Consider the following 26,875-nt stretch of genomic DNA (forward strand, 5'->3'; position numbering starts at 1 on the left):
TTTATTGCACGTCTCATCAATCAGACGTAGGGCGACGGCGTCTTCCGACACAATCCATGAGAAAACACACAAGTAAATTCAGAACCGCACTACTGGCACTGACCGGTTTTGCGATGATTCCAAGCTGTGCTAATACGACTGCCGACACAGCCTCAGCACCGGAAAAGAAAACCGTGAGTGTAAAATCTGTCCATCACGGCAAAGCGTCGTGGTATTCCATCAAAACAAATTACGGAACAACTACTGCAAGTGGACAACGCTTACGGAACGAGGCTCCTACTGCAGCTCACAAAACCCTTCCAATGGGAACCAAGGTCCGTGTGACCAATCTGGCCAACGAAAAATCAGAGATCGTTACGATCACCGACCGCGGCCCATATATTAAAGGCCGGATTATTGATGTCACCATCGGCACAGCTGAGAAACTTGGTTTTGTAAGCCGCGGTGTTATCCCTGTGAAAGTCGAAGTGATCGAAAAGGTCGAGGACAAGCCTGAATCCTAGAACAACTTTCCTGGTTACTTCCCCATATTTCTGAACAGAATTTGGGTTGGCTCAAAAATTTAGTCAGAGCGTGTCGAAACCGACACGCTCTTTTCTATGCCTGTATTGCCTCACAAATCACCCTTAAGGCGTTCAAGTTATGCCACGTGAGGCGAACTCCCGAATTAGCAGCAAACACCGGTATGGGGTAAGAACCGTCCCTTCAAACCACTGGATCCAGACGCAGGGATCAGACATAAAAAAACTGAGGCGCTCCGTAGGAACGCCTCAGCTGTAAATCTTGCTAATCTGCTAGTCTAGGGAAGCAGTTTCGGCAGCAGGCTTCTGATTTGCCTCCAACGCCGTCTGGGACTGGGTTTCAGCCCATGTGTCGTAAGCAGGAGCACCTACAACCTCCATCGTTCCGATCATGTTCGCGTGTCCTTCGCCACAGAGCTGGGCGCAGACAACAGATGTTTCCATCGGCTTGATCGGAGTGAACCACATCGGAATTTCCTTGCCCGGGATTGCATCCTGTTGAACCCGCATCGGGACAATCGCATAATTGTGAATCACATCCTTTGTGCCGATGTTGAGAACGGCCGGACGCTCAGCTGGCAACTTCAGTACTGGAGCAGTGAAATCGTCCAACGCATTCGGGTCCGAATAATCGATACCCAAATCGTTTGAGCCAGAAATTAGATTAGGGTCAATACGTCCGAATTTACCATCCAATCCAGGGTAATGATATGTCCAGCCGAACTGCCAGCCGACAACCCTAACACGAACGGGGTCCATCTCTTGGACCTTTTTCCAGCCATCAACACGATCCGCCCAGAGCGGGAATGCGAAACCAAGCAGAAGAACAGCTTCGATAATGATAACTGCGACCTCCATATGACTTGAAAGATGGCTCCGGGCCCCCTCATACGAAGCCTTTGGGTTTCTCTTGTGCCAAAACTTAAATAGGCAGAAACAAAAGAAAATCGTCCAACCAACAAACAGCGCAAGCATGAACCAAGTTACCACCATAATCAGGTGATCGACTTGTCCTCCATGTGCGGAGTAGTTTTCAGGGAGTCCTAGGAGTTCAGAAAAGGTCATTTTAGTAGAAGCTGGAGAATAGAAGGTAAAAACTAATGGGAGACGTAATCGTCTCGGAGTTCTGGGTCGAGATTGTCGTTTTCGCGACGAGCCATCCGGATCATGAAGAAACCAACTGCACCAAGCACAGCTAGGATCACCACTAATAGAGCAAAGATCGAGTAGCCGGCAGCGTCGCTATCGCTTCCGGAAAAGTTCACACGACAGGTTGAACAGGCAATAAAATTCAAATCAAACATGATTTCAGAGGTGGAGTTTAGACGCTTTGCGGATGAAATATACGCCGTAAAAAGGCATAAGGAGCAATCCAACTATCCCTGTTACCCCCAACCCTGTCGACATCCCCTCATTTTCAGGCGAAAGGACGAACGCCCAGATAGCCAGGAAAGCACAGAGTAGAGTGCAAATGGTAACGAAGACAATGTGGAAGGCGCGAAGTGACATATGGTTCAGTGGTAGAAGAAGGTGTCAAAGATAGGGCTGCTTTTCGCAAGTGCAATCAATCCGGCCATGCATGCGCAGAAGAAAAACGATCCAAAGAAGATCCAGTAAATGGATTTCTTCTCGTGATTCAAGTGCATGAAGATTAGAGCAACGAGGGTAGCCTTGGTAGTAGCGATGCAAAGCCCGACAACCGCATCCCAAGGGTCGAACCCATGTTTACCGACATCCAACCAATAGAGGAAAGACGGAGGATCTGCCACCAGAACAGTAAGAACAGTACCTACAAGGAGTGCCAGAAAAACTAGGATGTAAGTTTTCTTAGCCTTTTGAATTTCTTCGACGGAGTTAGCCATTGATTTTTTTACGTAAAATTTAAGGTATTGTAGAACTGAAGATTACATCAAGTAGAGGATCGGGAATACGAAGATCCATACAAGATCGACAAAGTGCCAGAACAGGCCGCCAACTTCGACCCGGTTGCAGAGCCACTCAGGATTTTCCAGATACATTTTACGTCCGAAGAAGAGGTAGTAACCGAGAACGATCGCACCACCGATGACGTGAAGCCCGTGGAGCCCGGTAATGGTGAAGTAGATTGCGTAGTAAGTGTTCCATGCAGGAGAGAACTTCGCGGCAAACTTAACCTGTTCACGAGGGATCGAAAGGTGATGGAAGGTTTCATCACCGCGCGCTTCGTAGTTAGGCCCCATGAACTTCTCCTTCAGCTCTGCAAGCCCGGAAAGCTTGATCTGGTGCTGCTGCTCACCCTTTTCCGCAAGTTTCTCCCAACCGATTCGATAGAGCTCCTTGTGGGTCGGCTCACGATTTGGCTTTCCGGTTTCTTCGTCTACACCATAGCGGTCAACCAGAAGCTTCCGTAGCTCGGCTACATCAGCCAGGTGCCATTCCCATGCATCGCGAACAAAGGCGTTGTTCTGCATCAACCATGAGTTTTCGATCGCGACTTCAGGAGAGATTCCTTTCTCCTCCGCTTTCATTACCAAATGCTGGAAATCAATCGCGTCAACATTGTGGAAAACCATTGGACTCGCTTCGAGCTCACCGATGACTGTTGTATCATCCCGAAGTCTCGACTTTCCGGCAGCCTCTTTGATGTCACGTGGTCTGAAAAGTAATTCAGTGGGCTTGGACAAAACAAACTCTGCGGATGAAACCTCCGTAAGAAGCAATGGACCAATAGCATCTTGGTCTATGTTAACGTCAGTAGAAAGTTCCCAACCCTGCTTGTCCGGGCTGGCTTCCTTAGCCTCTTTCCACTCACTGCGGAGCGCTTTTGTGCGAATCTTCGCATTGTGTGAACGAGCTGCCACGTAGACGTCCTGAAGTTCGTTCAGGAGATCAACAGAAAGTTCCGTGCCCTTTTTGGCGATAACCTCTTCCTTCTCCCCTTCTTTTAATACAGCACTGATGTCATCCTTGAGCGTGATCTTCGCGTCCTCGTGCTTAGCCTCGGAGAGGATCTCAGCTACCCATGGTTTGTAGAAACGAACTGTACTGAAAACAAGTCCTTCAGTGTTCACGCGGATCATATTCTCTTCGATATGATTGCCGTTGTGATCCTCAACGTATTCGTCTCCTTCTTTTTCGTACCCCAGGTGACCTTCAATGACAGAATAGTCATCCAACCGAACGGCTTGGTGATGGAGCTTAACGTTGTATTCAATGCCTTTCAACACCATGAAAAGAAACGCACACACAATAGTGATTCCCATGTAGATCTGGAACTGCCGCCATTGGCGCATCTTGAGAGCAGCCCATGCGAAGACCACAGTTACCGACGAGCCGATGAGCACGAAGGTATTGATGAGACCAGGGAGCACAGGAAGCGACCTTTCCGGCCATGGATAATCAGCGCCTAAGCGGAGAAAAACATAGGCTGAGAAAAAACCTCCGAAAAGCATGACCTCGGAAGCAAGGAACAGCCAGATGGCGATTTTGGAGTTAAAGAGCCCGGTGTCCTTACGGGCATTTACGATATATGGGATTTCCATTTCTTGAAGTATTTCGATTGTTCAGTTTCAGCTTTCGGTGAAGTCCGAACTTCAGTGATTATCCTTAGTGCTAACGATTTCCGGTGTTTCCACTGGCTCGTCGGTGTTCTTTTTCGGTGCAACCCATTGCGGGAAATAATCCTTATCGCAGTCCGGGCGGGAATATTCGTAAGGACCGCGATAAACCGCGACATCAAACGTAAAGTTCCCGTGTCCTGGAGGGGTTGGCGTAGCCCATTCAAGGGTCGTGGCTCCCCAAGGATTGTCGTTCTCAACCTTCCGACCAATCTTCCAAGAGGTGAACAGATTGATGATGAACGGAATCTGTGAAATGGCGAGAGCCCACGCACCCATCGACATTACGATGTTCAGGTCGATGTGTTCACGAACCACATTACCGAACACGTTGGTGCTGTCGGCTGCTTTCGCGAGATAGGCATCACCACCATTGTACCAACGACGGTGGAAGCCTGCCATACCTTGGATAAGCATTGGGAAGAAAATCAGGTTCATGCAGATGAGGCTCGGCCAGAAGTGAATGTGGCTGAGTTTGCTGCTCATGTATCTCCCCGTAATTTTCGGATACCAGTGATAGATACCTGCAAACAGACCGAAGAGAATACCCGGTGCAACCACGTAATGGAAGTGACCAATCACGTAATAGGTATCGTGAAGGTGGAGACCCACGAGGTTGAATGCGAGCGGAAGACCGGTGAGACCGCCAATGCCGAACATTGGAATGAACGCACATGCCCAGAGCATTGGTGGTGTAAATCTGATCGAGCCGCCCCAAAGGGAGATGATCATGGCTGTAATAATGATTACCGAGGGAATCGAGATTAGAACAGTTGTTGTCTGGAAGAATGTGGAAACAGCTGCTCCCATACCGGTCATATACATGTGGTGAGCCCAGACGATGAAGGAGAGGAAACCGAGGATAAGAACGGAATAGACCATCGACTTGTAACCCCAAAGTGGCTTGCGGGTGTTCGCCGGAATGATTTCAGCAACGCAGGCGACAGCAGGCAGCAAGAGAACATATACCTCCGGATGCCCAAGGAACCAGAAAAGGTGTTGGAAAAGGAGTGGTGAACCACCGCCTGAAAGATCGGCAAGACCTTCGCTTTTTGTGAACAAGCCGGATGGCATGAAGAATGATGAATGGCCCACACGGTCCATAAGCTGCATGATCCCTGCAGCTTCGAGAGGTGGGAATGCCAAGAGCAAGAGAAAGCCGGTAACAAGCATCGCCCAGACGAAGAACGGCAGTCTCATCCACGTCATACCTCTTGCCCGGAGGTTGATGATTGTTGTGATAAAGTTGACCGACCCCAGTAGTGACGACGTGATAAGTAGCACCAATCCAAGCAGCCACTGTGTTTGCCCTGCCAACCATTGGTTTACAATCTGCCCGTCAGCAAAACCGGCAAGTGGGGAATAGTTGGTCCAACCTGACTTTGCGGCACCGGATTCCATAAAGAAGGAGGCACACATCACGATTCCGCCTACTGCGTAGATCCAGTAGCTCATCATGTTGAGTTTAGGGAATGCCATGTCGACAGCACCGATTTGAAGGGGTGTCACGTAGTTACCAAACGCACCAAAACCAAGCGGGACGATTCCAAGGAAAACCATGATGGTCCCGTGCATCGCGCCAAACATGTTGTAGGTCTCACCCGTTACCTTACCGTCCTGAAGCCAGCGCGCTTTCCAGCCATCGGTAAAGATCCAGCTCATCCATTCCGGAAGTGGCTCATGCGGATATGCGATGCTCCAACGCATCACCATCATGAGGTAGAATCCGAAAGCAAGGAACAACATGGATGTAAGTCCATACTGTATGCCGATGGTTTTGTGGTCCGTGGAGAAGACGTATTTTTGGAGAAATCCAGGATTGTGATGATGATCTGCGTGATCGTCATGCGAGTGTCCGTGATCGGAATTTGATGCGGCGTGAGAACTCATAAGTGCTGTAAGGCGATAGTATGCTATTTCAGAAAAGTGAACTGAGAAAAATTATTCTGCAGGGGCCAGTGTGGCAGGATTGACAAGAGTCGTCGGGTCGAGTGCTTCACCAGGGAGCATTTTCATGTGCTCCGCAGCAATTTCCTCTGCATTAACCGGAGTTCCTGGATTGGCGCGTGAAGCTGAGATCTCCAATGCTTCGGCAGCCATCTCTATCGTAACGACATCTCCGGATGAATTTCCGAAACTGTTTCTTACGAAAGTCATAACACCAGCAAGATCATCTGCAGACATACCTGCTCCTTGCGCTGGCATGACTCCGGCACCGTATGTCTTACCTGTGCTAGTTGGGCCCTGGAGTCCATTGAGGATGATCATTGCGAGCTTCTCTGTGTCACCCATGACCCATTCTGAACCTGCAAGTGATGGGTAATTTGCGCCATCGCCTTTGCCATCCGCGCCGTGGCACCCGTTGCACTTCGAGTAGATTTTCTGACCACGGTTGCTGAATGCTGCAAGTGCTGCCTTTGGAACCGGACCCGCGTCTTCACCGCCAGGGGCTTTGCCGCGAACATAATCCTTACGGAAAGTGGATCCGTAGGCGAATAGAGTGCCCGCATTCCCGAGGACACCACCAGCAATAAGAAGAACGATACCGCAGGCAAGGATCACCCATAACGAAACAGGCTCATCACCGTGTTCCGCAAGGCGCTTTTCGCGCAACGTGGCTGCAGATTCACGGGCAAGTTTGCCGTGAGCTTGGCTGACGTTGATCGTTTCGTTGAGATCTGGTCGACTTTTCGACTGATGACTTGGAGCAGACATGTTCTAGATGATCGGGGAAAGTATTGGGTAAACGTAATTATTAAGAGGCTGGAGCGTCTTCCGCCGGAGCGGATGCCGGGGCCGCCGCTGGAGCAGGCTCAGCCTGTGCGGGAGCAAAGTTTAGGGCAGCCGGGACTGGTTGATCTTTCTTGAGCGAGAGGAGGTATGATACCAGAGCTTTGGCCGCAGGTTTGGGAACGATTTCCCGTCCGTCTTTTCCGGAGAAGGGAAGTGTTTCATCAGCAGGGTTACCCTTAACCTCTACCTGATCAAAAAGGAATGCAAACGAAGGACAGGCTGATTGACGACGCTCAGGGAGCCAGCGTGGCTTGAATAGATGACGATAGAGCCACAGCTCAGGTTCGATCTCCTCATCAATCGCGTAAACAGCGGTTACGCGTCGTCCCAAGTTGGAAAGATCCGGGCCGAGGCGGGCAACGCCGATGTTAGCGTATTTCTCACCGGCGAAATCGAAGGCGTTCGTTTCACGGCGGGTGTCTCCACGGTCTTCGTCGGATGCAAGACCACCCCAATCGGGACGGAACATGTCATTGCCGGCATAAGTTGGACGGACAAGCTGGGTATGGCACTGGTAACAACCATTCTCAGCATAGACTTCGGCTCCATCGGAGATACGGCCAGCACGCTTAGGATTGAATACAACAGAAGTACCGCTCACCTCGTCCTCGGACAATGAGATAGGTTCCATCGAACGCATTTTTAAATATGGAACGATGACGAGGGCCAACCAGGCTACTCCGAAACTGGCAGCGAGACTGAGGATGAAATTACGAAAACTCATTTGTGAAGTAATTGGAAATTAAAATTAATGTGCTGAAGCAGTGCCAACGTTGTCGATGTCCCCTTCTTCCCCGTGTGGACTGTGTCCGTGTGACGCCACCAGTAGAGTAGGATGTGTGCTACGACGACCAAGGCGGAGCCACATCACGGTCAGGTGAAGGAAGAAAAACACGTTGGAGAAAAGGATAAAGCACCAAGCTATGGTCGTGGCCCAAGCATAAGGTCTGGCGCGTAGTGCCGCGTCATCCCATGGCTGGTTGAAAGCTTCTTGTCCAATGCCCTGCTGGATCCCACCGAAGACTGCGACAAGCGCGATGGTGATGATTCCGTAAATCGAGAAAAAGAAGTGCATTTTGATCAGCCTGCGTGAAAGCCATTCGCGGCGAGTGATGCGTGGGACGATAAAGTAAATGGCACCGAACATCACGAAACTGAAGAACGCGTAGAGAGAGATGATCTCAAAGCCGTAGCCAGACATCGAAAACTGGGACAGTGGCAATGAAGATCCCGGAAGATTCAAGAACACTGCGGAAAACGCCATGACTATCAGGCCGAATACACCAGCGACCGTAAATCTCAAAGTCGGGCTATTGTTTACAATCTCCATATCCGCTAGGGAAGTTCTGAGAAGGTTCATTGCAGCGGTGAATGCAGGAATAAAGAAAAGTACCGTTGCGGTAGCGCCCACATACGGGAGGAAGTAAGGAATCGGGGCACCGGTAAGTTTCTGCATTCCGGCCCATGGCATGATGATAGCGAGTGACCAGAACCCTAGTTTGGCTAGCGAATAGCTACGGATGGGAGTTCCCGTAACTTTTGGTGCCAGATAGAGGGCAGTGCCTAGAGCAACCGGGGTGAAGAAGAGGAAAATGAGTCCTGATTTATACCAAGCGTTGATAGCGTTCGCCATAACAGGATTACCAGGGAACACGTGCAGGAGCAGGTTTACGGTGATGAAAATCCATGGAAACCAAACCATTGCGGCAATGAGATACCATTGTGAAATATAAACATGTGCCGCATCCCGCACTTTGAATTGAACAAAAGACCAAACGATAATCGCAAAATAGCTAATTAGAAGCACTGGCCATGCAAACGAAGGGAATTCCATCCAGGACATCCCTGTTCCGTGGCCGGAGAGGATACCCAATAAACCCAAGCTGACACCGAGATTCCAAATATGCCCGGCTGTGAGGATAATTCCGGAAGCTCTACACTCCTGACGGGAGAGACGAGACATTAGCCAGATAATGACTCCGAACGCAGCTTGAAAGCCCCAGCCGTAGACCAAGACGTTCAAATGTGCGGCTTGTGTGCGACCATAGGTCAACCAACTGCATCCATCCATAAATTCAGGAGCATGCACCTTTGCAGAGGAAATGATTCCGAGAACCAAGGAAACTGCAAGCCACGCTGCACCACTGGTGAGGAAGAACATTACAGGATGACGCAATGAGCGATCAATTGAAGCGCGCAATGTTGCGTCCTGTTCTGGAGTTGGAATATTATCTAAAGACATCGAATTCAGGTAAAATTAGTTATGGCTTGGTGAGTTCTTCAACCTTGAGAAGCGGCTTGCCCACTTCGCTGCGTAACGATGCAACCTGTTCTACGGTCACCGCAGAACCTTCGTTTCCGAAGCTGTTTCGCACGTAGGTCAGGACCCCCGCGATCTGCTCATCGCTCTGGTAGGCCATTGGCTGCATCCCGACAGGGAAATTGTATTCTTTTCCTGCAACTGTGATTGGACCTTCCAAACCACGGAACTGGATACGAATGAGATTTGAAATCGGTCCGGAAACCCATTCGGATCCGGCGAGTGGAGGGGCGGCAAGACCACCCTCACCGTTTTGACCATGACAAGCAGCGCATACCAAAAACTGGGCTTTACCTATTTCCATCATAGCTGGATCAATCGGCTCCGCTTCTGCGTTTTCATCGACTGGAGCGTCAATCGCACTGAGATCGGGACCGGGCTCATTTGCAATATTTTGTGCAGTCTCTGAACCAGGCACAATTTGCTCGGGCTTTTCTACGGCAACTGGCTTCGAATTGAGAAGCGTTTTTGCAACCCCTGGCATTACCCTTTCTTTTACATCAGGATCAATAACAGCAGCTTGATCTTCATTGAGTTTGTCGCGGTTTTCGTAACGAACTGCGGCACCAGCAATTTCAGTATCCTCGCCCTGTTTAAACCAGCCGAAAAGGGCTCCGATCCCTAGGATCAGAAGTAGAATAACGGCAAAGATCGTGAAAACACCGAGGCTATCGATGAAAGCTTTGAAACGGATCAGTAGATTATCGCGGGATGGGTCCATGCGGAGCAAAAGTTAGGAGAGAAATTAGTTAGTGAAATTGGAGGATTCCAAAATCCGGGGGTCCCGGTTCGGATAAAGGGAGTGTTGTCCCAGTGAACGGAGAAGGAAGAACACGAAGGCCGCGCCGATTGTGATGAATGCAAAGACGTCACCCCAGAATGCGCCGGGAATCGAAGTAGCGATTTCGCCGAATACCTTTGGGTTAATATTACCGAGTGAGACGCCACGCTCGGGTATAGTGATAAGATAGTGATCAAGGGCGTGCATACACAACGTATAGATCGCTACGATCGAAAGGTATTTCGGGTTCTTCTTCAGCCATGCTTGGAGGAGAACGACAAACGGAACTACGAAGTGACCAAACACTAGGAAAAGCATTCCTGTATTCCAGTTACCAGTGTTGCGGATAAGGAAGTAGGATGTCTCCTCCGTAATGTTCGCATACCAGATGAGGAAAAACTGGGAAAAGGCGATGTAGGCCCAGAAAACGGTGAAAGCGAAAAGCAATTTACCCATGATATGGAAGTGCTCCGGCCCAGTCACATGCTTGAGGTGCCCCTTGGATTTCAGCCAGGCGCAGACAAGTATTATAACTGCCATCGAGTTCAAAGCGGCACCGGCGAAGAGATAGACCCCCCACATGGTCGAGAACCATTTGTAATCCAAGCCCATGGCGAAATCAAAACCAGTGAAGGTGATGGTAAGCGCAAAAATGATAAGCGGCCAAGTGGAGTGTTTACGGGCAAGGAAAAGACGTTTTGTTCCAGGATTCGGGTCGGTATCCTGGCCAGTTGAAAGCTTGCGAAGGAAGTAAATGACACCTCCCAAGCCTACACCGTAAAAGATAAAACGACCGTACCAGAACGTCTGGTTCATGAACCAATACTTGTTGTAGAGTAGGTGATCCACGTGATGGAGGTGTTCCTTTACAGTTTGTCCATCAGGTGTAGCTCTGTGGATATTCATCCACTCGTAGAGATACTGGTTCACCTGTGGGAAAAGCAGAGGAATACCGAAAAGGAACATCCATGGGAACGTAGATCCAAGGTTTTCAAATGTCCGGCGGACTGAAGTCCCCCACCCCGAATTCGAAACATTGTGAAGGAGCGTCCAAAAGACGCCACCGATACAAATGGTAAGGTAGAAGTAGTAGGCGAAAACCCATGAATAGGCGAAACAGCCTCGAATTTTCTCCGGTGCGAAGAAAAGGAGAAATAGACTGATTAATGTGCCAATACCAGCGACGGCAAGGCATATGAACTTGATCTTGGCTACCTTCGAATTATCGAGGTGATCGCCATTAATGGCAATATCTGCGGATGTTACGTGATGGGACATCTGGAAAAATTATTGGGCTGCTGTGGCTGCGTCTTTTGCGGCTTGAAGAGTACGGACATAGGCGATGATCGCCCAACGGTCCTGGATGGGAATGTTTGCTCCGTAGGCACCCATTTGACCTTTGCCATGGGTGATCACGTCAAACATACGACCGTCTGGGTAGGACGCGGATTTGAAAGGGTCTAGATGAAGATTGGCAATGCCGGGAACTCCATACAGGCTGGTCATTCCGGCGCCGTTACCGGATTTGCCGTGGCAGATTGCACAGTAAATGCCAAATCGCTCCTCGCCACGTCGGATCAGAGTCATTGCATCTTCTTCGGTCTCAAGTTCAAGCTCCTCTGGAAGGCCTGTACCAAAGTAATCTCCGACATGACCTGTTTCGTAGTAACCGGTGGCTGCTCCGAATTCATATTCAGGGATACCACCTGGTGCTTTCTCACCAGTCTCGTTGAAACCACGTGGTTGGGTTTCTTCGACCGGTAGTCTTCCACCTTGACGATCTGCAAAGAACGAACTCGGGGATTGAGCCTTCAGTTTGTCCTGATTGTCCATATCAGGAAATACCTGGATTGGCGGCTTGTGGAATTTTTGTCCGCGGAATCCCATCATCCCCACGAAGAGGACGGCAATGATCGCGTATGCTAGGAAAAAGTAGCGCATGGCTCTGTATGAATAGGTGCAGGTAAAAGTGGTTTAGTTCTCTTCTTCTTCGACGAGTTCAATATTGGATCCGCCGATTTCCGCTAAGAGATCACGGGTGCCTTCAGGGCTGAACTTTGAATCACGTGCCTCAATGGCAATGAAGAAGCCATCGTCCGTTGCCCGATGGAATTGCTTGCTCGCAAAGAGTGGGTGATTGAGCCGTGGGAGTTGCATCAACCCCAGCAATCCGAAGAGAACAGTGAAACCGGAGAACAAGATCGTAAGCTCGAACATTACCGGGAAGAAAGCAGGGATTGTGAAGATGTTCGTAGGTTTTGCCTGAACAACTGTTGGATAGATCACAACCTGAGTAGTGTAGGCCAGTGCAAAGGCGGTAGCAGTACCGGACATGCCTCCGAAAAAGACCAACCAAGGAAGAATCGAGCGTTTGAGTCCCATAGCTGTATCAAGACCATGAACAGGATATGGCGTGTAGCAGTCCCATTTACGGAATCCTGCATCACGGACCTGCTCGGCTGCCTTGTAGAGCTTGGAAGCACTTTTGAACTCGGCTAGATAGCCATATACACGTTTGCGGGTGGTGCTCACTGGTATGAAGTTGGAAGTTATTGGTTAAAAATTGTGGCTAAATCAAGCTTGTGAGCTTGGGATCTCCTTCTGATAAGCTGGGATATTTTCCGCTCCACTGTCTGCGTGAGCTTCATTATCCTCGAAGTGTGGATCGCTTTCCTCTTTAGCCCATTTCACCTCGGCAATGTTGATGCAAGGCAGGAATCTAAGGAATAGCAGGAAGAGGGTAAGGAACATGCCGATAGTCCCTACGAAGAGCATTTGGTCCTGAGGTGAAGGTGAGAAAGTCTTCCAGTCACCCGGCAGCCACATACGGGCCAGAGTAGTGACAATGATCACGAATCGTTCGAACCACATGCCGACGTTTACACACATGGCTACGAGCATCACGACCCAGAGGTTCTCGCGCATCGACTTGAACCAGAAAATCTGTGGAGAAAGAACGTTGAGTGACATCATTGCGGCATAAGCCCACCAGTATGGACCAGCGATACGGAACTTGAATGCGTCCATTTCGTAGATCGCACCTGAGTAGAATGCGACGAAGAGCTCCATGAGATACGCATAACCGACGATCGTTCCGGTAAGGAGAATGATTTTCGCCATGTTATCGATGTGTTTCATCGTGATCATATCATGCAGACCGTAGATGAAACGAGCTGGGATCATGATCGTGAGAACCATTGCAAATCCACCGAAGATCGCACCAGCAACGAAATATGGAGGGAAGATGGTGGTGTGCCAACCAGGGACAACTGATGTAGCGAAATCGAAAGAAACGACCGAGTGAACGGAGAGAACCAGAGGTGTGGAAAGGGCCGCGAGCATCAGGTAGGCCATCTCGTAGTGGCTCCATTGACGGTTACCACCTCTCCAGCCAATCGCAAAGATACCATAGAGCATCTTACGGATACCCGGCTTGCATCGATCGCGGATCGTAGCAAGGTCCGGAACCATCCCGAGATACCAGAAGATAAGCGAAACGGTAAAATAAGTCGAAACAGCAAATACGTCCCACAGGAGTGGTGATTTGAAGTTCTGCCAGATTGCATTGGCATTCGGAATCGGCGCAAGGAACCAAGCAAACCACACACGGCCAACGTGGAACGCGGGGAAAATACCTGCACAGCACACAGCGAAAATCGTCATGGCTTCCGCTGCGCGGTTAATCGATGTCCGCCAGTTTTGCCTTGTCAGGAAAAGAATCGCAGAAATTAGCGTTCCGGCGTGTCCAATACCAATCCAGAAAACGAAGTTTACGATAGGCCAACCCCACATTACGCGGTTTGTATTTCCCCAAACTCCCACACCTGTGGAAACCAGGTGAATCAGACCTCCACCTACACCGATCATTGCGATGATCACGGATGGAATGAACAGAAGCCACCAGAGAAACGGTTGCTTGTTCTCAATGATTCCGCAAATCCGGTCGGTGATCCAATGGTAGGAACGCTCGTTTAGGATCAGCTTTTCACGCTTGAGAACCGGGAGTTTAACTCCGGTGTCTTGTTGCGGGGCAGTTTCAGAAGTAGAGGCCATTTGAGAAAGGGTATCGAAAAATCAGTAAGTTTGGGAGAGAGATCAGACCATGTGAATGGTTGCCTGGCCGACAAATTTTGCATCAGGCATCTTCGGATTCGGGTTCTTGACCCGTGCGAGGTAGCTGGTGCGAGGTGCGGTGCCGATGTAGTGAAGCAAGTCGTAGTTACGCTCAAGCTCTTTACCTCGAACCATCTCTGAAGCACTACCGTCCTTGAGGTTACCAAAGGTAATTGCCTCTGCCGGGCAGGCGTCTTGACATGCGGTTTTCACTGAATCAACAGGAATACGAAGAGTTTTATCGCTGACTGAAACATCCGGAGAAAGTTTTCCAGCTGCGAGCACTTCTTGTTTTTGCCCGCGTTTTTGACGAATAACGGAATCCTTGATCCGCTGGACACAGTAAGTGCACTTCTCCATCACACCGCGCATACGCACTGTCACGTTCGGGTTTTTCTGGAGCGACTTCGGCTCGTTGTCATGGCGTTTGCCGACAGGGCCACGGTTCAGGTTATTTTTGATAAGCGGGTTGCGCTTATTATAGTCAAAGAAGTTGAAGCGACGGGCCTTGTATGGGCAGTTATTCGCACAATAGCGGGTACCGATACAACGGTTATAGGCCATCGCATTCAGACCGTCTTCTGTGTGCACTGTCGCATTTACAGGACAAACCGTTTCACAAGGTGCGGCTTCGCACTGCATACAAGCAACCGGTTGCGGCACGAGTGCCGGGCTGTCAGCATCAAAGTCGTTATCATCCTGGGTGGCAAAATAGCGATCCATCCGGATCCAGTGCATCTCACGACCTTTTGCAACCTGCTCTTTGCCTACGATTGGAATGTTATTTTCAGATTGGCAAGCAACCAGGCAGGCGTTGCAACCCATGCACGAAGAAAGGTCGATTGCCATTCCCCACTGGTGCAGTGGATCACTCAGCAGAGATTGTGCTTCACCGTCTTTGCCAGCTTGTCCCCAATTCTTGGAGCCTTCCTGTTTGTATAGGGAAATATTTGTCGGAGCGTGGGAATCGTTGCCCTGCTTCTTGACCATGCCGAGTTGCTCCTCGAAGTCGCCCTTATGAGCTACGGAAGCAGTGGACACCTCACGGGCAAGAGCTCTTCCATACATCGCATTGTGCTCTTGGGTGAGTGCAACAGGGTAGCGTTTACCAGTTAGTTCAACTTTAGCTCCGGTGGCGAGATAGGACGTTTCGGATGTGCGGAGGTGATATGCGTTGAAACCACGGTTTACGCCGACAAGTCCAACAAAATTCCCGCCTACAGGATCCCGACCAAGGACGTCGTCCTTGTCGAAGCCCTGGCCGTAGCCGAGCGGAATGACCAAGGTGTTTTCGGCCTGGCCAAACGAGACCAAAACCGGGAAATCCTGAGAAACACCGTTCACGGTGATCGTAATCATCGGCGATTTCCGATTCTCTCCCTCGCCGTCTGGGCCGACGTCAGTAAATGGCTGCTTAACGCCAAGGATCGTCTTCTCTGGTTCAAGAGTTTGCTCGATATCGTAAACACCGAGTTCCTTGGCGGTTTTCGGAGCAATCAGAACAGCGTTGTCCCAGGTAAGCTTCGAAACCGGATCTGGTGATTCCTGAAGCCATCCGTTATCAATCCATCGACCATCATAGACAGACGAGTCTGTGGAGAAAATTACATCGAGGTTATCTTTGGTAGGCTTGCTACCTGCAGCGCTCGCAATGTCAGCGGCGGCATTGCCACTAAGCGATGGGCTAGCGGCTTCGAATCCGTTGCCTTCGGCATAACCGTTTTTCAGGAGTTCTTTCCATGCGGACTTATCACCACCGAATGTTTCTTTTACAGCTGCGAGGGCAGGAGCGATCGCGCCATCATCCCCTTCCCCAGTGGAAACTTTTCCGTCGTCGGCAAGAAAAGCGAGAAGCAATTCGATATCGGAAACACAGTCAGCGTAGAGCGGGAGAATCATCGGCTGCACGATGGAATAGATTCCGCGTGCTGAATTCGCATCACTCCAGGACTCAAGGTAATGAGTAGCAGGCACATGCCATGAACAAGCGAAAGCTGTTGCATTTGTGCGATCGCTGAGGTGCACACTGGTTTTAGCTTTCGCGAGAGCATCCGCAAATTTCAAATCGCTTGGCGCATCGTATACCGGGTTCGCCGGAGTCATGAACACCACAGTGTCGATAGCACCGGAGTTCAGATCAGCCGTAAGCTGGGCGATATCACCGTAACCTGATGTGCCGGTTTGGTATGCTTGTATTCCGTTTCCTTCGCCGATGTTTCCAAGAGCGAGGTTAATCGCGAGGGCAAGATGTTTGACTGCCGCCGACTGACGAGATCCGGCAAGGACGGCAGTTCTTGAGCCACTGGCTTTGAGGTCGGCGGCAAGCTCTTTGATCCATGCAAGTTGTTTAGAATCAGTGATTGGGGAAATGCCACCAGCTGAGGCACCAACCTCTCTGGCTAGTTGAGCTGCTACGGCCGCAATCATACTAGGTGCCACACGAAGACGGTGATCTGCCATACCGCCCGTGAGCGTAAATGCAGACTCCACTGAATATAGCCGATTCATCGAACCGGCGTCAGGCTTGGTCTCGTAACCAGCACCTTCTGGCTTACGGCGATTAAAGAACGTAGTATTGGACCCTTGTTGGTCAGTCCCTGCAAAATCGCAATCAAGTGAGACGATACGGTCTGCATTTTCGAAGTTAGGCACCAGCTTTACGCCCTCACCGAGGATCGTCGCGTTGTCTGAGGCAAGCGCCTCATACTGGTAAAGCTTTGACGAAGAGTATTTTGCAGCAACCTCAGCAGCCAAACGCTTACGTGTCGGGGAATCATCAGTGCCGAAGACAAAACCAATTTTCGCAGCAGGGTCCTGGGCAAGAGCGCCCATCACCAGTTGGAAGTTATTGAGCGAGTTCTTTTTGCCACCCTTCAACACATAACGTGAGCGGGATGTGGAATACATATCCAACACAGAAGCCTGTGTGAATGCGTCAGTTCCCTCGTATTCCGGATGCAGGCGATTCGGGCCAACTTTTGTTGGACGACCTTCGAAAGTCGTAACAACCAAAGGCACAGCACCGCCAGAGCGAGGCATGTTTGACGCGTAGTAAGTAGCCTTACCAGGAATGACCCACTCGGGAGCTTTAGTGTAGGGAACGATATAAGCCTCCGGGCGACGGCAGGCAACCATCCCGAAGCCAGCAAGTGCAGTCGATGAACCCATCAACTTAAGGAATGTTCGACGGGATGTTTCCATCTCCTCTTGATTTTCCATTTCAGCCGCTCCACGAGGGAATTCGCGATCCATCCAGGTGCGGAATTCTTTGGTATCACGAAGCTGGCCGTCACTGCGCCATGAGACGGTTTTTTCGTCTGTAGGGACTGCGGGGTGTTGCAGGATGCGTTTGCTCATATCTGGGCTACTAGAAAGTTTCTGAGAAAAAGTGAATTAACGGTGGCAAGTTGCGCAACTCGTTTTCGGGTGCACGTTGAAGGTATCTTTCAGCTGCTTGCCGAGATCCTTGGTAGTTTTAATGGAAGAATCAGTGGTGTATTTTTTCACATCATCATCATTGTAATTAAGATTGTAGACCTCCTCGAGGGGGCGGAGGTGCTCTTCCGGCGCGCGGTGACAGTCAAGACACCAACCCATGGAGTGAGATTCGGCCTGATAGACTACTTCCATCTTGTTCACATCACCATGGCAACTCTGACACGAGATACCGCGGTTTACGTGCGCCGAGTGATTGAAGTAAACGTAATCAGGCGCCTTATGGACACGGACCCATTCGATCGGCTTTCCGTCATACCCCGGATAACTCTCATCCATCGAACGATGGAGTGGCTCGAGCTTGGGACTATCCTTCTGAACATGCTGATGGCAGTTCCAGCAGGTATTGCCGGAAGGAACATTGGAATGCCCGGCCACATCAACGAATGAATGACAATAGCGACAATCGAGCCCAAGTTGATCAACGTGGATCTTGTGAGAAAATGGTATCGGCTGCGTGGGTTGATATCCAACTACTTGAGCCTTGGGCGTCGCATAATATGCAAACGCCAGCGCGATGCCGAACACGATGGTTCCGAGACAAAATGCGATTTTAAGAGGTAGGAGATTTGACCAGCGTGGAAAAATGTTCGCCATAAAAGAAAGAGGTAGAAAGCGGTAAGCTGCGGCTAGACTGAGAGCTTGTGAAAAATTTCACAAGCGTTTTTGTTGAACAAAATAAGTTTTTGGTGACGTTTTAGATTTTAACTATTTTTCCTTAAAGGGGAGTACACCTGCTCCGAAAATCAGGGGGCACAATCTAGGTTGGAAGACGACAGACAGACCAGTTAAATCTATCGCATCAGGTATTTTTCTCACTCTATCTCTTTGGCACTAAGGATAAATTACGGTTTCCGCCATCCCTGCGTGCAGCAGAATACTAACAGGATGAACCGCAGTGATAGCGAATGACTATCCCATCCATCTGCTCCCTCTTTGAAGCAGTGTAGATTAGAGAATACAGTAGTCGGCAGAAATCGCTTTACTGCTTTATCCGAAAATCGTCTATTTGTTCCATAGAACACTGTTCAACGAACCCATGACTTCAAATCTCACAGCACGACAAGCCGAAATTCTCGAGTACCTACGTATGTCCAGCCGTACGACCGGCCTGATGCCTTCGACACGGGAAATTCAGCACTACTTCGGATTCGCGAGCCAGACAGCAGCCATGAGTCATCTACGTGCTCTTGAGAAAAAAGGAGCCATTCAGCGCTTACCCGGGAAAGCCCGGGCTGTGATTTTCCCGGAAGACCTGGATCGGGAAGAAATTTGCGACATTCCTATCTACGGAAACATCGCAGCAGGGTTCGCTGAAGCTGCAGAACAGGAAAGGGAAGGTTGTATCTCGATTGATGTGCATTCCTTGGGCATTGAGCGGAAGACAGATTCGTTTGCACTAAAAGTTCGAGGAGAGTCGATGATTGAAGCTCATATCTGTGATGGCGACACTGTAATTCTGGAGAAGCGGGAGCCTCGCAACAACGATATCGTGGCAGCACTGATCGACGGGGACACCACATTGAAACGTTATATTACCAATAAGGGCAGACCTTTTCTTCAAGCTGAGAACGTCGATTTCCCGGACCTTCTACCTGCTGGAGAACTGGAAATCCAAGGAGTCATGGTTGGCCTACTTCGCAAAGTTTCCCGTTAGGGCATCGTTCTCTCACAGCTCTGATGTTTCCAATAAATGAGTGAATGCAAAATATTTATTCTAGGCCAAGGCCTCGCGGGAACTTGTCTCGCCTGGCGGCTCTTTGAGCGTGGAATACCCTTCAGGATACACGACCGGGGTTTCGGGGGAAGTAGCCGGATCGCAGCCGGTCTGATTAACCCTATAACCGGAAAGAATTTTGAGCCTAGTTGGCTGATACAGGAATTTCATCCTGAAGCAGTTTCTTTTTATCAAAAGCTCGAAGAACTTCTGGCTGCGAAACTCTGGTATCCTTTACCGGTTCTTCGCCTTTCATCATCGGAAAAAGAGTCGCGAAAAATTGCAGCAAAACTCGAATCATCTCACATAGCCCCGTGGCTGAGCGACCAAGCGTTCCCGGGTGTGCCCACTGGCTTTCACACAGCCGTGGAGCTGAAAGGAGGAGGCAGGGTAGACACGGAACTTTTCATCTCCCTCAGCCATAAGTTTTTTTCAAACAAAGGCCTGACGACAGAGCAGAGTGAGCTCCCGGCAGATACTACGATACTGTGCCAGGGGGCAGAAGGACTTGTGGAGAACAAGCTCGGACAGCATCGCTGTGCCAAGGGTGAGATCCTTACTGTCCGCGCGAACTGGCCGGAGTCACATATTCGCATAGGAGCCGGGGGGTGGCTGGTCCCGATTGGTGCCCGGACTTTTAGAATCGGCTCAACATACGAATGGAACCAGCTCGATGAACTCCCCACACAACCAGGCTTGGAGCGGATTCTTGGACTAGCTAATAAACTGGGCGGCCCGGATTTCGAGGTAATCGCTCACGTGGCAGGCATTCGCCCAATTCTCCGCCGTAGTCAGCCACTTATCGGAAAAAATAAGGACGGGAACTGGATCTTCAATGCTCTCGGATCCAAAGGGACTCTCTACGCGCCGAAAATGGCAACAATGTTGTCCGACTGGATACTGGATAAAAAGGAACCTCTGGAACATTTCCGATACACCGGAGAAGACGCGGCCTGCTAATATCCTCGTCGAATTTCAAATACCATTAACAACGTGCCTCCTCCCCGCCCCACACAACTTCTACACCATTTTCTCGAGACCTCGGTCCAGGCTGGCGAAACTGTAATCGACGCTACCTGCGGTAATGGCCACGACACCCTGTTTCTCGCTAGATTAGTGGGTTCATCGGGCAATGTGATAGCGACGGATGTCCAGCAGCAGGCGATCGACTCAACCAGAATGCGTCTTGAGCAAGAACTTGGATTCAATAACTGTTCCACCCATTTGCTTTGTCACTCGAGACTACGGGAAATCGCCGAGCCTGATTCAATCTCAGCAATTGTATTTAACCTCGGATACCTTCCAGGTGCGGCTCATGAGCTCACGACTACTCCTGAAAAAACGGTCAAGGCGTTGGAAGCGGCGGTCACACTTCTCCGTCCCGGCGGGTCCATTGGCGTAGTCTGCTACACCGGACACCCCGGAGGCGGAGATGAAGCGGAGGTGGTGGAAAAATTCTTTAACGACCTGCAAAACCACCAGACCGCCCGCTATGGGATTGTGGGAACGCTCAAGCCAGCTCCATTTCTACTGTTTTCCACCAAGCGTTCAAAACAATAGCCGGAAAATCTTCCCCCTTGCCGCACCGTATTTATGCCGCTAAATCTCTGGTATTCATGTCTATGAAATACATTCCCATCCTAGCGTTCCTGCTTGCCAGTCCACTTTCAACTCTGGCACAGGACGATCAAAATATGACCACGGCCGACTTACTTCAGAGCCAGAAGGACTTCCTGAACTTACCGGAAGAACAACGCGATGAGTTTGCTGAACATTACAAACAGGCAGCCCAATATTTCCAACAGAAGCGTATTTTCGAGACCCTGGATTCGCTTGATGAAGCTTCTAAAATCCTTGAGAAAAACGTGGCAATCCTGAATCTTTACGGATCCTGCTATGTAGAGATGCGGGCCTTCGACAAAGCATTGACCGCGTTCCGGAAAGCTCAGGAGTTGGACCCGAAGAATCGAAGCGTGAATTTCAACATAGCTGAGGTGCTTTTCGTCACCCACAACTGGCAGGAAGCCCACGATGCGCTGGTTGACGTTTCCAAGAAAATCCCAGAAGAAGACATTTCCCTCGGGCGCTTGGTGGAGTTCAAAATCCTTTTGTGTAAAATTAGACTAGAAAAGGACGCCGAGGTTACCGCACTTTCCGAAAAATACGACTATCAGGATGATTCTCCTTTCTACTATTACGCGAAAGCGGCCATCGCCTATGATGCTGAGGAGGAAGAGGAAGCAGCAGAATGGTTGGCCAGGGCGAACCGTATTTTCCAGAACCCGAATCTGATCGCCCCCTGGCAGGATACGCTAGTTGAGTTCGGCTACATCAAAAGCTTTTACGGGGAAGATCTGATCCCTACTGAATAATTACAGTCGCATGGCAAGGGTCTGGAAATTCATTTCCCTTGCCAATCCATCGGCTCCCACCTACCCAAAGCTTCCACTATTATGGCCAGCGTCAACGTAATCAACCTCCGCAAAGGACATGCCGTCCGTCACAACAACGAAGTCTGTCTCGTAATCGAGCATGAACTTAAAACCCCGCCCCGCATGGCATCTTACGTTCAGATGTCCATCCGCAGTGTAGCGACTAAAAAGGTCTCCAACCTCCGTCTGACTTCCAACGACTCACTCGAAGGAGTCCATCTGGAAAAAATTGGCCACGAATATTCTTACAAGGACACCGAAGGCTATCACTTCCTTCACCCGGAAACCTACGAGGACATGGTCGTCTACGAGGATCTGATTGATTCCGTAAAGGACTACCTCATCGATAGCCAACTTTACACTCTCCTCATCGCAGACGGTGTAGTTGTAAGCATCGAGCTCCCTCTAACCATGACCATGACCGTAGCCGAATCTTCGGAAGGAGTGAAGGGCGACTCAGCAAACAACGTCTATAAGCCGGCAACCATGCAAACCGGCCTGAACGTCAACGTCCCTCTCTTCATCAACCAAGGCGAACGAATCGTTGTAAAGACAGAGGACGGCTCATACCAGGGCCGCGCCAACGACTGATCCTTATCATCCTTTTCAAGAAGCGGATCCTGTTTATCGGGATCCGCTTTTTTGTTCTACAAGCCATCAAAGGACAGGTTCAGGTTCCTGATTGGCATCCTGCAGGTAGCTTTTTGGCCTGTAAACCATTGCAAACGGGACAAATAGGATTGCCGTGGCTCCCATCAAACCGCTGAAAAACCAGAAGTAACTCGCGCCCCGCCACCTTACCTGGCCTCCGGAAAAGGTAGTTTTGGAAAACAAGCTCGGGCTTTCATTGGATTGACCGCCAATCCCAATTCCCAACTCCTCCTTTCGTTTCTCCAGCCAAGATTCCTCAGGATGAAAACGATCTGTCCATGAACTCTTCTCCATCCCAGTCTCCTCTGGCTTCTCAATGATGATTCCCACATCCCATTTTGTATTCCACTTTCCATCCCCTCCCGCGCTCCAGACACGAGCGGTAGTGGAACTCAGTATCACATATTGCAGGGGATTGCCCCAATAGTCGGAGATTCCCTCCAGTAGTGCCCTTCCATCTGCCTCGCTGGGTAGAATATTTCCACCCTCTTCCGCTGCTCCGGCGATCAACTCAGCTGCCGCATCCAAGCCGACCTGTCCCGGCACCTCCAGAGCTGCTCCCATATCGGGGGAAAGCCTTCGGATAAATACCTCATCCAAATCCGCGTCATCATATCCGGGCAAAACCACTGTTCGTGGATCACTTTGCCAATCCTCCGGCAGTTTCGAAATCGCCACTTCCAGCTGCTCTTCCGCCGCACTTGGAATTTGGATAAAGTGATTTACTCCCGCCACCATAAAATTCCCCACAGACACCGCCGCAAGATAGAAGCACATGATGAACGACTTCATTTTCCTCGGTGCCTGGGTGTAGGCAAACTCCAGCGCCACAATCGAAATCATTATCTCTGCGGCAGTCAGCAAGGCAAACGCAAGAATCTGCCATGAAATGCTGGGGCGCTCGCCCCCGTCGATTCTGACCTGTATCAGGCTCACCAGAATAAATGACGCTGTCATCAGCACGAAACCAATCCCCATTTTTCGCAACGGGCTCAAAGGAAAATATTTCCCGATCAATGGGTAAACACCATAGCTGAAGAGAGGGATGAACGTGAGGACGAATACCGAATTCAGGGACTGGATCTGTGAAGGCAGCCAATTGAAACCAAGAAAATTCCGGTCCATATCCTGACTCTGAAAAATCCACGTCGAGCCAGTTTGATCAAATAAAGCCCAGAATACCGCTACAAACAGATAGACGGGAATTAGTTTCATTATCGCAGCAAAACCGTCTTTAGAAAAAACCTCCTTGAGAAAACCGACTCCACCCGCAGGCACATGGGCAAATTGCTTCCTCCCAAGCCAAAATACCAGCGTGGCCAAAGCCATCAATACACCAGGAATACCGAAGGCCCAATGCGGCCCATACCACTGGAGAAGCCACGGAGTCAGCAACATCGAGGCAAATGCACCCAGATTGATCGAAAAATAGAACCAGTTGAATACCCTCGGCAGCAGTCCCGCATTTCTGGCCCCGAACTGATCCCCGACGTGGGCCGAAACACACGGCTTGATTCCACCTGCTCCAAGGGAAATCAGGATAAGCCCCCCGATCATCCAGGTCTCCGCATTCCCGAACACTCCCATCATGGCTAGCGCCGCATGTCCCGCGCAATACACCAGAGATAGCCAAATGATCACCTTGTATTTTCCAAAGAACACATCGGCCAGAACTGCCCCGATGATGGGAGTCAGATAAAAGGCTCCATTGAATAAATGGACAAACTCAGACGCCTTCGCCTCATCCATCCCACCTGCACCGCGGCCGTCCATCAGAAACAGATATTCCGCGAGGAAAACGGCTAGAATAGCCTTCATCCCGTAGAACGAAAAACGCTCAGCTGCCTCGTTTCCAATAATATGTGGCACCCCCGATGGCATCCCCTCTATTTCCTCAGGCCTCGTCCGATACTCCATGGAACAAGAACCTCCCCACTACCGGAGAAAACATCAAGCCATTCAAATAAACTTCATTCACCCACAGCAACCTGATCCGCACCCATCAGATAAACCCAACGCTTTCTGAAATCCTCATTGCTTGCAGAAAGTCGGGCAGCTGCCTCATTCGCCCGGTCCCTGTCCCCCACCAGCCAATCAAAGGAAATTGCCGATTCATTTCTCCGCAGCCTCTCCAGCTCAGTCGTAGGAGATTTCACCAGCACACGGTGTAACTTGATCAGCTGATCCTCGGGAAAATCTCCCCACACCAGTTCTCTTGCATCACCTGATAGCTCGCGTCCCATCAGTTGCCCATCTGTTGTCACCACGATCGAATCGATCTCCGAGCCGTCCCGTAAAATCAGCTCCAGTGCAACTGGTCTGCGCTCCAGGTCCGCCCTCATCTCATCCAGAAAAACAACCGCAGACTGGGAAACGGCCAGTAACCCGTCTCTTGAAATCCCCTCTGGCATTTGCGCGGTGCTACCCACTAGATCCACAATCTCCACCAATCGAAATCCTTCCGCCAGAGATGAAATCTCAGACATCAGATCCAGCTCTTCGACCTTTGGCCCATCATTCACGCCCCGTGGGAACGTCTTCTCCAGCTTCACCAAGTCTGCTTGTCTGGATTTCACATTAAACTTGGCCCTGCCCTTCGTCTTCAAAAGCGTCAGCTGCCTGTTCAGTTCCTCAATCATTTCGCGGCATTCCTTCCTATTTCCGGGCTCTTCACTCATGGCCCCTGATTTCAGCATTCTGTAATCGGCCAGATAGTTCATCGCCACAGACTGGTAGCCACCCATCACACCATTCTCATCAATCGCTTCCGAATTCCTCACCTTTTGGAAAAATGGAACGGCCTGGTCCAAGCCTCCCTGCTCCCAGTTTGTAAGACCGGCTATCATATAGCTGGCCACCCAGACATTACCGCCCTCTGCCTCCGGAAAGTCCTTCATTTTGAAAAACTCGTAATTCCCAACCCGCCGCAAAACATCCCTGACACCCGAAAAGGATTCAGACGTTTCTCCCTCCAGAGTTTTCAAATGATTGGTCGTGATTGCAGAGACTTCTTCCACAATCTGTGTTCGGCCACTTATCAGCCCGGTTAAAACCGCCTGCACCCCTGCCCAGGATCTTGTAGGTTCCTGCACATCATCATTTCCCAATAACTGGCTAAATTCCTCACAGGCCTTTTCTGTATTCCCTTTCGCCATTGCAACCCTGGCAGAGCGATACTGCATCACGATTTTCTCAGAACTGTTCGTGGCCTCACCGGTCCTCACATTGGTCTTCACCACCCGCTCTCTCGCAGGCGGCTCATCCTTTTCAGGAAGATTTACCACTATCACCGATACAATCACAGCAGCCAGGAGCAGAAACGAGCCGGCAGAAATCATTAATGTTCGTTTCCGCCGCTGGCGCCTTCTGGTTTCAGAGCGGCTCATCCCCACTTCCTCTCCCATCAGCGCCTCACCTTTCGCCGCCCGAAGCGCATACTTCAGCCCGGCGATCATCTCATCATAGCTTCCAAATCTATTTGCGGCCTCGTAAGCCATCGCACGATCAATCACCGCACACGTCTCAGGCAGCAAATCGGGTGCAGCCTCGGCCAAAGGCACGATCCGGCGTTTTGCCTCACGTAATTTATCAGTGGACATCGACTCCTCGTCACACGGCGGTGTTCCAGCCAAGGCATGATACAAGGTTGCGCCGAAAGCATAGATATCTGAACGAAAATCCTCCTCTCCACCCTCAATAGCCTCGGGCGGCACATAATACGGAGTCGCCCAGATTTCAGTGGCTTTTGCCTTTCCACCCTTTGTCACCAGAGCCAGCCCGAAATCCACGATCTTCGCATTTCCTTCTGTATCGAGCAGAATATTTCCCGGTTTAATATCCCGGTGAATCAGTCCCGCTGCCTGAGCACCCTTCAAGCCCTCCGCAATTTGAATCGCCAGGGGTAACATCTCCAACTCACTCACCCTCCCCTTGTCCTTGATCACCCGCTCGAAGTGGCCACCGGTCACAAACTCCATTGCAATATAGAATCTTCCGAAGGCTTTACCTGTAGCCATCACACGCACCACGTAAGGATGACTGAATGAAGCCGTAAGCCGTGCCTCTTCCTCGAAGGCCTGGATTCGTCTCTCATCGGTGGAAAATTCTTCGCTGAGAATTTTTAGCGCCACCTCCCGGTCCAGAGCTTCATCCCGTGCAATGAAGACGGAGCTCATCCCGCCGACCGCATGCCTACGGTTCAGAATATACGGTCCAAACTGTTTCTTAACCCGATTCTCTGCACCACATCCGGGACAGGCCACCCGCGAATACGGAGCGATTTCCGCCACATTCATCGCAGAGCCACACTTGTAGCACGCAACCAAATCCTCACCGTATTCACTCCCAGACATAGAACAATTTCTAGGAGCTTATAACACCGCTGCAAACGCTGAAGTTTCAAAAAAACCGAGAAAACACGGTCATAGCTTCCGTCCGGCGTGGTCAATTCCTGTTG

Annotated in this window: 23 protein-coding genes; 6 read left to right on the forward strand and 17 right to left on the reverse strand. The window is 50.3% G+C overall.

Translation table 11 applies throughout. The annotated features are described in order from the left end of the window. Positions 1-56 precede the first annotated feature (56 nt). On the forward strand, positions 57-503 hold the full coding sequence (locus tag AAGA79_RS10940) for a septal ring lytic transglycosylase RlpA family protein (protein ID WP_411825840.1): 447 nt from the start codon (positions 57-59) through the stop codon (positions 501-503). Between the two features lie 291 nt (positions 504-794). Here AAGA79_RS10940 and AAGA79_RS10945 read toward each other — a convergent pair whose 3' ends face one another. The 15 genes from AAGA79_RS10945 to AAGA79_RS11015 form a co-directional block, all read right to left on the reverse strand. Further along, complete coding sequence (locus AAGA79_RS10945) at positions 795-1,379, reverse strand: hypothetical protein (protein WP_411825841.1); 585 nt, start codon at positions 1,377-1,379, stop codon at positions 795-797. 239 nt (positions 1,380-1,618) lie between these two features. Then, positions 1,619-1,825 (reverse strand): hypothetical protein, encoded by a 207-nt coding sequence (locus AAGA79_RS10950; protein ID WP_411825842.1) that lies wholly within the window; start codon positions 1,823-1,825, stop codon positions 1,619-1,621. 210 nt (positions 1,826-2,035) lie between these two features. Then, a complete protein-coding gene (locus AAGA79_RS10955) occupies positions 2,036-2,383 on the reverse strand; it encodes a cytochrome C oxidase subunit IV family protein (RefSeq protein WP_411825843.1) in 348 nt (115 codons plus the stop codon). A gap of 42 nt (positions 2,384-2,425) precedes the next feature. Next, positions 2,426-4,042, reverse strand: coding sequence for a heme-copper oxidase subunit III (locus tag AAGA79_RS10960; protein WP_411825844.1), 1,617 nt, complete (start codon positions 4,040-4,042; stop codon positions 2,426-2,428). A 51-nt stretch (positions 4,043-4,093) separates the two neighbouring features. Then, positions 4,094-6,007: a cbb3-type cytochrome c oxidase subunit I gene (locus tag AAGA79_RS10965; RefSeq protein ID WP_411825845.1), complete on the reverse strand. Its 1,914-nt coding sequence runs from the start codon at positions 6,005-6,007 to the stop codon at positions 4,094-4,096. A gap of 51 nt (positions 6,008-6,058) precedes the next feature. Then, complete coding sequence (locus AAGA79_RS10970) at positions 6,059-6,832, reverse strand: c-type cytochrome (protein ID WP_411825846.1); 774 nt, start codon at positions 6,830-6,832, stop codon at positions 6,059-6,061. 40 nt (positions 6,833-6,872) lie between these two features. Further along, complete coding sequence (locus AAGA79_RS10975; protein WP_411825847.1) at positions 6,873-7,634, reverse strand: hypothetical protein; 762 nt, start codon at positions 7,632-7,634, stop codon at positions 6,873-6,875. Between the two features lie 24 nt (positions 7,635-7,658). Beyond that, positions 7,659-9,152, reverse strand: coding sequence for a cbb3-type cytochrome c oxidase subunit I (locus AAGA79_RS10980; protein ID WP_411825848.1), 1,494 nt, complete (start codon positions 9,150-9,152; stop codon positions 7,659-7,661). Between the two features lie 19 nt (positions 9,153-9,171). Beyond that, positions 9,172-9,951, reverse strand: coding sequence for a c-type cytochrome (locus AAGA79_RS10985; protein ID WP_411825849.1), 780 nt, complete (start codon positions 9,949-9,951; stop codon positions 9,172-9,174). 24 nt (positions 9,952-9,975) lie between these two features. Beyond that, complete coding sequence (locus AAGA79_RS10990; RefSeq protein ID WP_411825850.1) at positions 9,976-11,289, reverse strand: hypothetical protein; 1,314 nt, start codon at positions 11,287-11,289, stop codon at positions 9,976-9,978. Between the two features lie 9 nt (positions 11,290-11,298). Next, a complete protein-coding gene (locus AAGA79_RS10995) occupies positions 11,299-11,952 on the reverse strand; it encodes a c-type cytochrome (RefSeq protein WP_411825851.1) in 654 nt (217 codons plus the stop codon). A gap of 33 nt (positions 11,953-11,985) precedes the next feature. Continuing rightward, positions 11,986-12,543, reverse strand: a complete 558-nt coding sequence (locus tag AAGA79_RS11000) for a DUF3341 domain-containing protein (protein WP_411825852.1) — start codon at positions 12,541-12,543, stop codon at positions 11,986-11,988. Between the two features lie 42 nt (positions 12,544-12,585). Next, positions 12,586-14,064: an NrfD/PsrC family molybdoenzyme membrane anchor subunit gene (nrfD, locus tag AAGA79_RS11005; RefSeq protein ID WP_411825853.1), complete on the reverse strand. Its 1,479-nt coding sequence runs from the start codon at positions 14,062-14,064 to the stop codon at positions 12,586-12,588. A gap of 42 nt (positions 14,065-14,106) precedes the next feature. After that, on the reverse strand, positions 14,107-17,481 hold the full coding sequence (locus AAGA79_RS11010) for a TAT-variant-translocated molybdopterin oxidoreductase (protein WP_411825854.1): 3,375 nt from the start codon (positions 17,479-17,481) through the stop codon (positions 14,107-14,109). A gap of 36 nt (positions 17,482-17,517) precedes the next feature. Next, positions 17,518-18,216 carry a cytochrome c3 family protein gene (locus AAGA79_RS11015; protein ID WP_411825855.1) on the reverse strand — a complete coding sequence of 233 codons (699 nt, stop codon included), beginning with the start codon at positions 18,214-18,216 and terminating at the stop codon, positions 17,518-17,520. A gap of 493 nt (positions 18,217-18,709) precedes the next feature. Between AAGA79_RS11015 and lexA the strand changes: the two genes are divergently transcribed. The 5 genes from lexA (at position 18,710) to AAGA79_RS11040 (ending at position 22,359) form a co-directional block, all read left to right on the forward strand. Beyond that, positions 18,710-19,276, forward strand: a complete 567-nt coding sequence (gene lexA / locus AAGA79_RS11020; protein WP_411825856.1) for a transcriptional repressor LexA — start codon at positions 18,710-18,712, stop codon at positions 19,274-19,276. A 36-nt stretch (positions 19,277-19,312) separates the two neighbouring features. Further along, positions 19,313-20,296, forward strand: coding sequence for an NAD(P)/FAD-dependent oxidoreductase (locus AAGA79_RS11025; protein WP_411825857.1), 984 nt, complete (start codon positions 19,313-19,315; stop codon positions 20,294-20,296). Between the two features lie 33 nt (positions 20,297-20,329). Continuing rightward, entirely contained in the window at positions 20,330-20,896 is a 567-nt protein-coding gene (locus AAGA79_RS11030; RefSeq protein WP_411825858.1) for a class I SAM-dependent methyltransferase, read from the forward strand. Between the two features lie 62 nt (positions 20,897-20,958). Next, positions 20,959-21,708: a tetratricopeptide repeat protein gene (locus tag AAGA79_RS11035; RefSeq protein WP_411825859.1), complete on the forward strand. Its 750-nt coding sequence runs from the start codon at positions 20,959-20,961 to the stop codon at positions 21,706-21,708. An 81-nt stretch (positions 21,709-21,789) separates the two neighbouring features. Continuing rightward, positions 21,790-22,359, forward strand: a complete 570-nt coding sequence (locus AAGA79_RS11040; RefSeq protein ID WP_411825860.1) for an elongation factor P — start codon at positions 21,790-21,792, stop codon at positions 22,357-22,359. A gap of 66 nt (positions 22,360-22,425) precedes the next feature. On the opposite strand, the gene AAGA79_RS11045 is transcribed toward AAGA79_RS11040, so the two are convergent. Continuing rightward, entirely contained in the window at positions 22,426-24,288 is a 1,863-nt protein-coding gene (locus tag AAGA79_RS11045; RefSeq protein ID WP_411825861.1) for a POT family MFS transporter, read from the reverse strand. A gap of 101 nt (positions 24,289-24,389) precedes the next feature. After that, positions 24,390-26,771, reverse strand: coding sequence for a serine/threonine-protein kinase (locus AAGA79_RS11050; protein ID WP_411825862.1), 2,382 nt, complete (start codon positions 26,769-26,771; stop codon positions 24,390-24,392). Between the last annotated feature and the right edge of the window lie 104 nt (positions 26,772-26,875).

The sequence above is a fragment of the Luteolibacter sp. AS25 genome (assembly GCF_046736275.1).
In the GTDB taxonomy this organism is placed as follows: Bacteria; Verrucomicrobiota; Verrucomicrobiia; order Verrucomicrobiales; family Akkermansiaceae; genus Luteolibacter.

Bases quoted from the DNA above. Each gene is read 5' to 3' on its own strand.
- AAGA79_RS10940 (WP_411825840.1), top strand. From the start codon at position 57: ATGAGAAAACACACAAGTAAATTCAGAACCGCACTACTGGCACTGACC.
- AAGA79_RS10945 (WP_411825841.1), bottom strand. From the start codon at position 1,379: ATGGAGGTCGCAGTTATCATTATCGAAGCTGTTCTTCTGCTTGGTTTC.
- AAGA79_RS10950 (WP_411825842.1), bottom strand. From the start codon at position 1,825: ATGTTTGATTTGAATTTTATTGCCTGTTCAACCTGTCGTGTGAACTTT.
- AAGA79_RS10955 (WP_411825843.1), bottom strand. From the start codon at position 2,383: ATGGCTAACTCCGTCGAAGAAATTCAAAAGGCTAAGAAAACTTACATC.
- AAGA79_RS10960 (WP_411825844.1), bottom strand. From the start codon at position 4,042: ATGGAAATCCCATATATCGTAAATGCCCGTAAGGACACCGGGCTCTTT.
- AAGA79_RS10965 (WP_411825845.1), bottom strand. From the start codon at position 6,007: ATGAGTTCTCACGCCGCATCAAATTCCGATCACGGACACTCGCATGAC.
- AAGA79_RS10970 (WP_411825846.1), bottom strand. From the start codon at position 6,832: ATGTCTGCTCCAAGTCATCAGTCGAAAAGTCGACCAGATCTCAACGAA.
- AAGA79_RS10975 (WP_411825847.1), bottom strand. From the start codon at position 7,634: ATGAGTTTTCGTAATTTCATCCTCAGTCTCGCTGCCAGTTTCGGAGTA.
- AAGA79_RS10980 (WP_411825848.1), bottom strand. From the start codon at position 9,152: ATGTCTTTAGATAATATTCCAACTCCAGAACAGGACGCAACATTGCGC.
- AAGA79_RS10985 (WP_411825849.1), bottom strand. From the start codon at position 9,951: ATGGACCCATCCCGCGATAATCTACTGATCCGTTTCAAAGCTTTCATC.
- AAGA79_RS10990 (WP_411825850.1), bottom strand. From the start codon at position 11,289: ATGTCCCATCACGTAACATCCGCAGATATTGCCATTAATGGCGATCAC.
- AAGA79_RS10995 (WP_411825851.1), bottom strand. From the start codon at position 11,952: ATGCGCTACTTTTTCCTAGCATACGCGATCATTGCCGTCCTCTTCGTG.
- nrfD (WP_411825853.1), bottom strand. From the start codon at position 14,064: ATGGCCTCTACTTCTGAAACTGCCCCGCAACAAGACACCGGAGTTAAA.
- AAGA79_RS11010 (WP_411825854.1), bottom strand. From the start codon at position 17,481: ATGAGCAAACGCATCCTGCAACACCCCGCAGTCCCTACAGACGAAAAA.
- AAGA79_RS11015 (WP_411825855.1), bottom strand. From the start codon at position 18,216: ATGGCGAACATTTTTCCACGCTGGTCAAATCTCCTACCTCTTAAAATC.
- lexA (WP_411825856.1), top strand. From the start codon at position 18,710: ATGTCCAGCCGTACGACCGGCCTGATGCCTTCGACACGGGAAATTCAG.
- AAGA79_RS11025 (WP_411825857.1), top strand. From the start codon at position 19,313: ATGAGTGAATGCAAAATATTTATTCTAGGCCAAGGCCTCGCGGGAACT.
- AAGA79_RS11035 (WP_411825859.1), top strand. From the start codon at position 20,959: ATGAAATACATTCCCATCCTAGCGTTCCTGCTTGCCAGTCCACTTTCA.
- AAGA79_RS11040 (WP_411825860.1), top strand. From the start codon at position 21,790: ATGGCCAGCGTCAACGTAATCAACCTCCGCAAAGGACATGCCGTCCGT.
- AAGA79_RS11050 (WP_411825862.1), bottom strand. From the start codon at position 26,771: ATGTCTGGGAGTGAATACGGTGAGGATTTGGTTGCGTGCTACAAGTGT.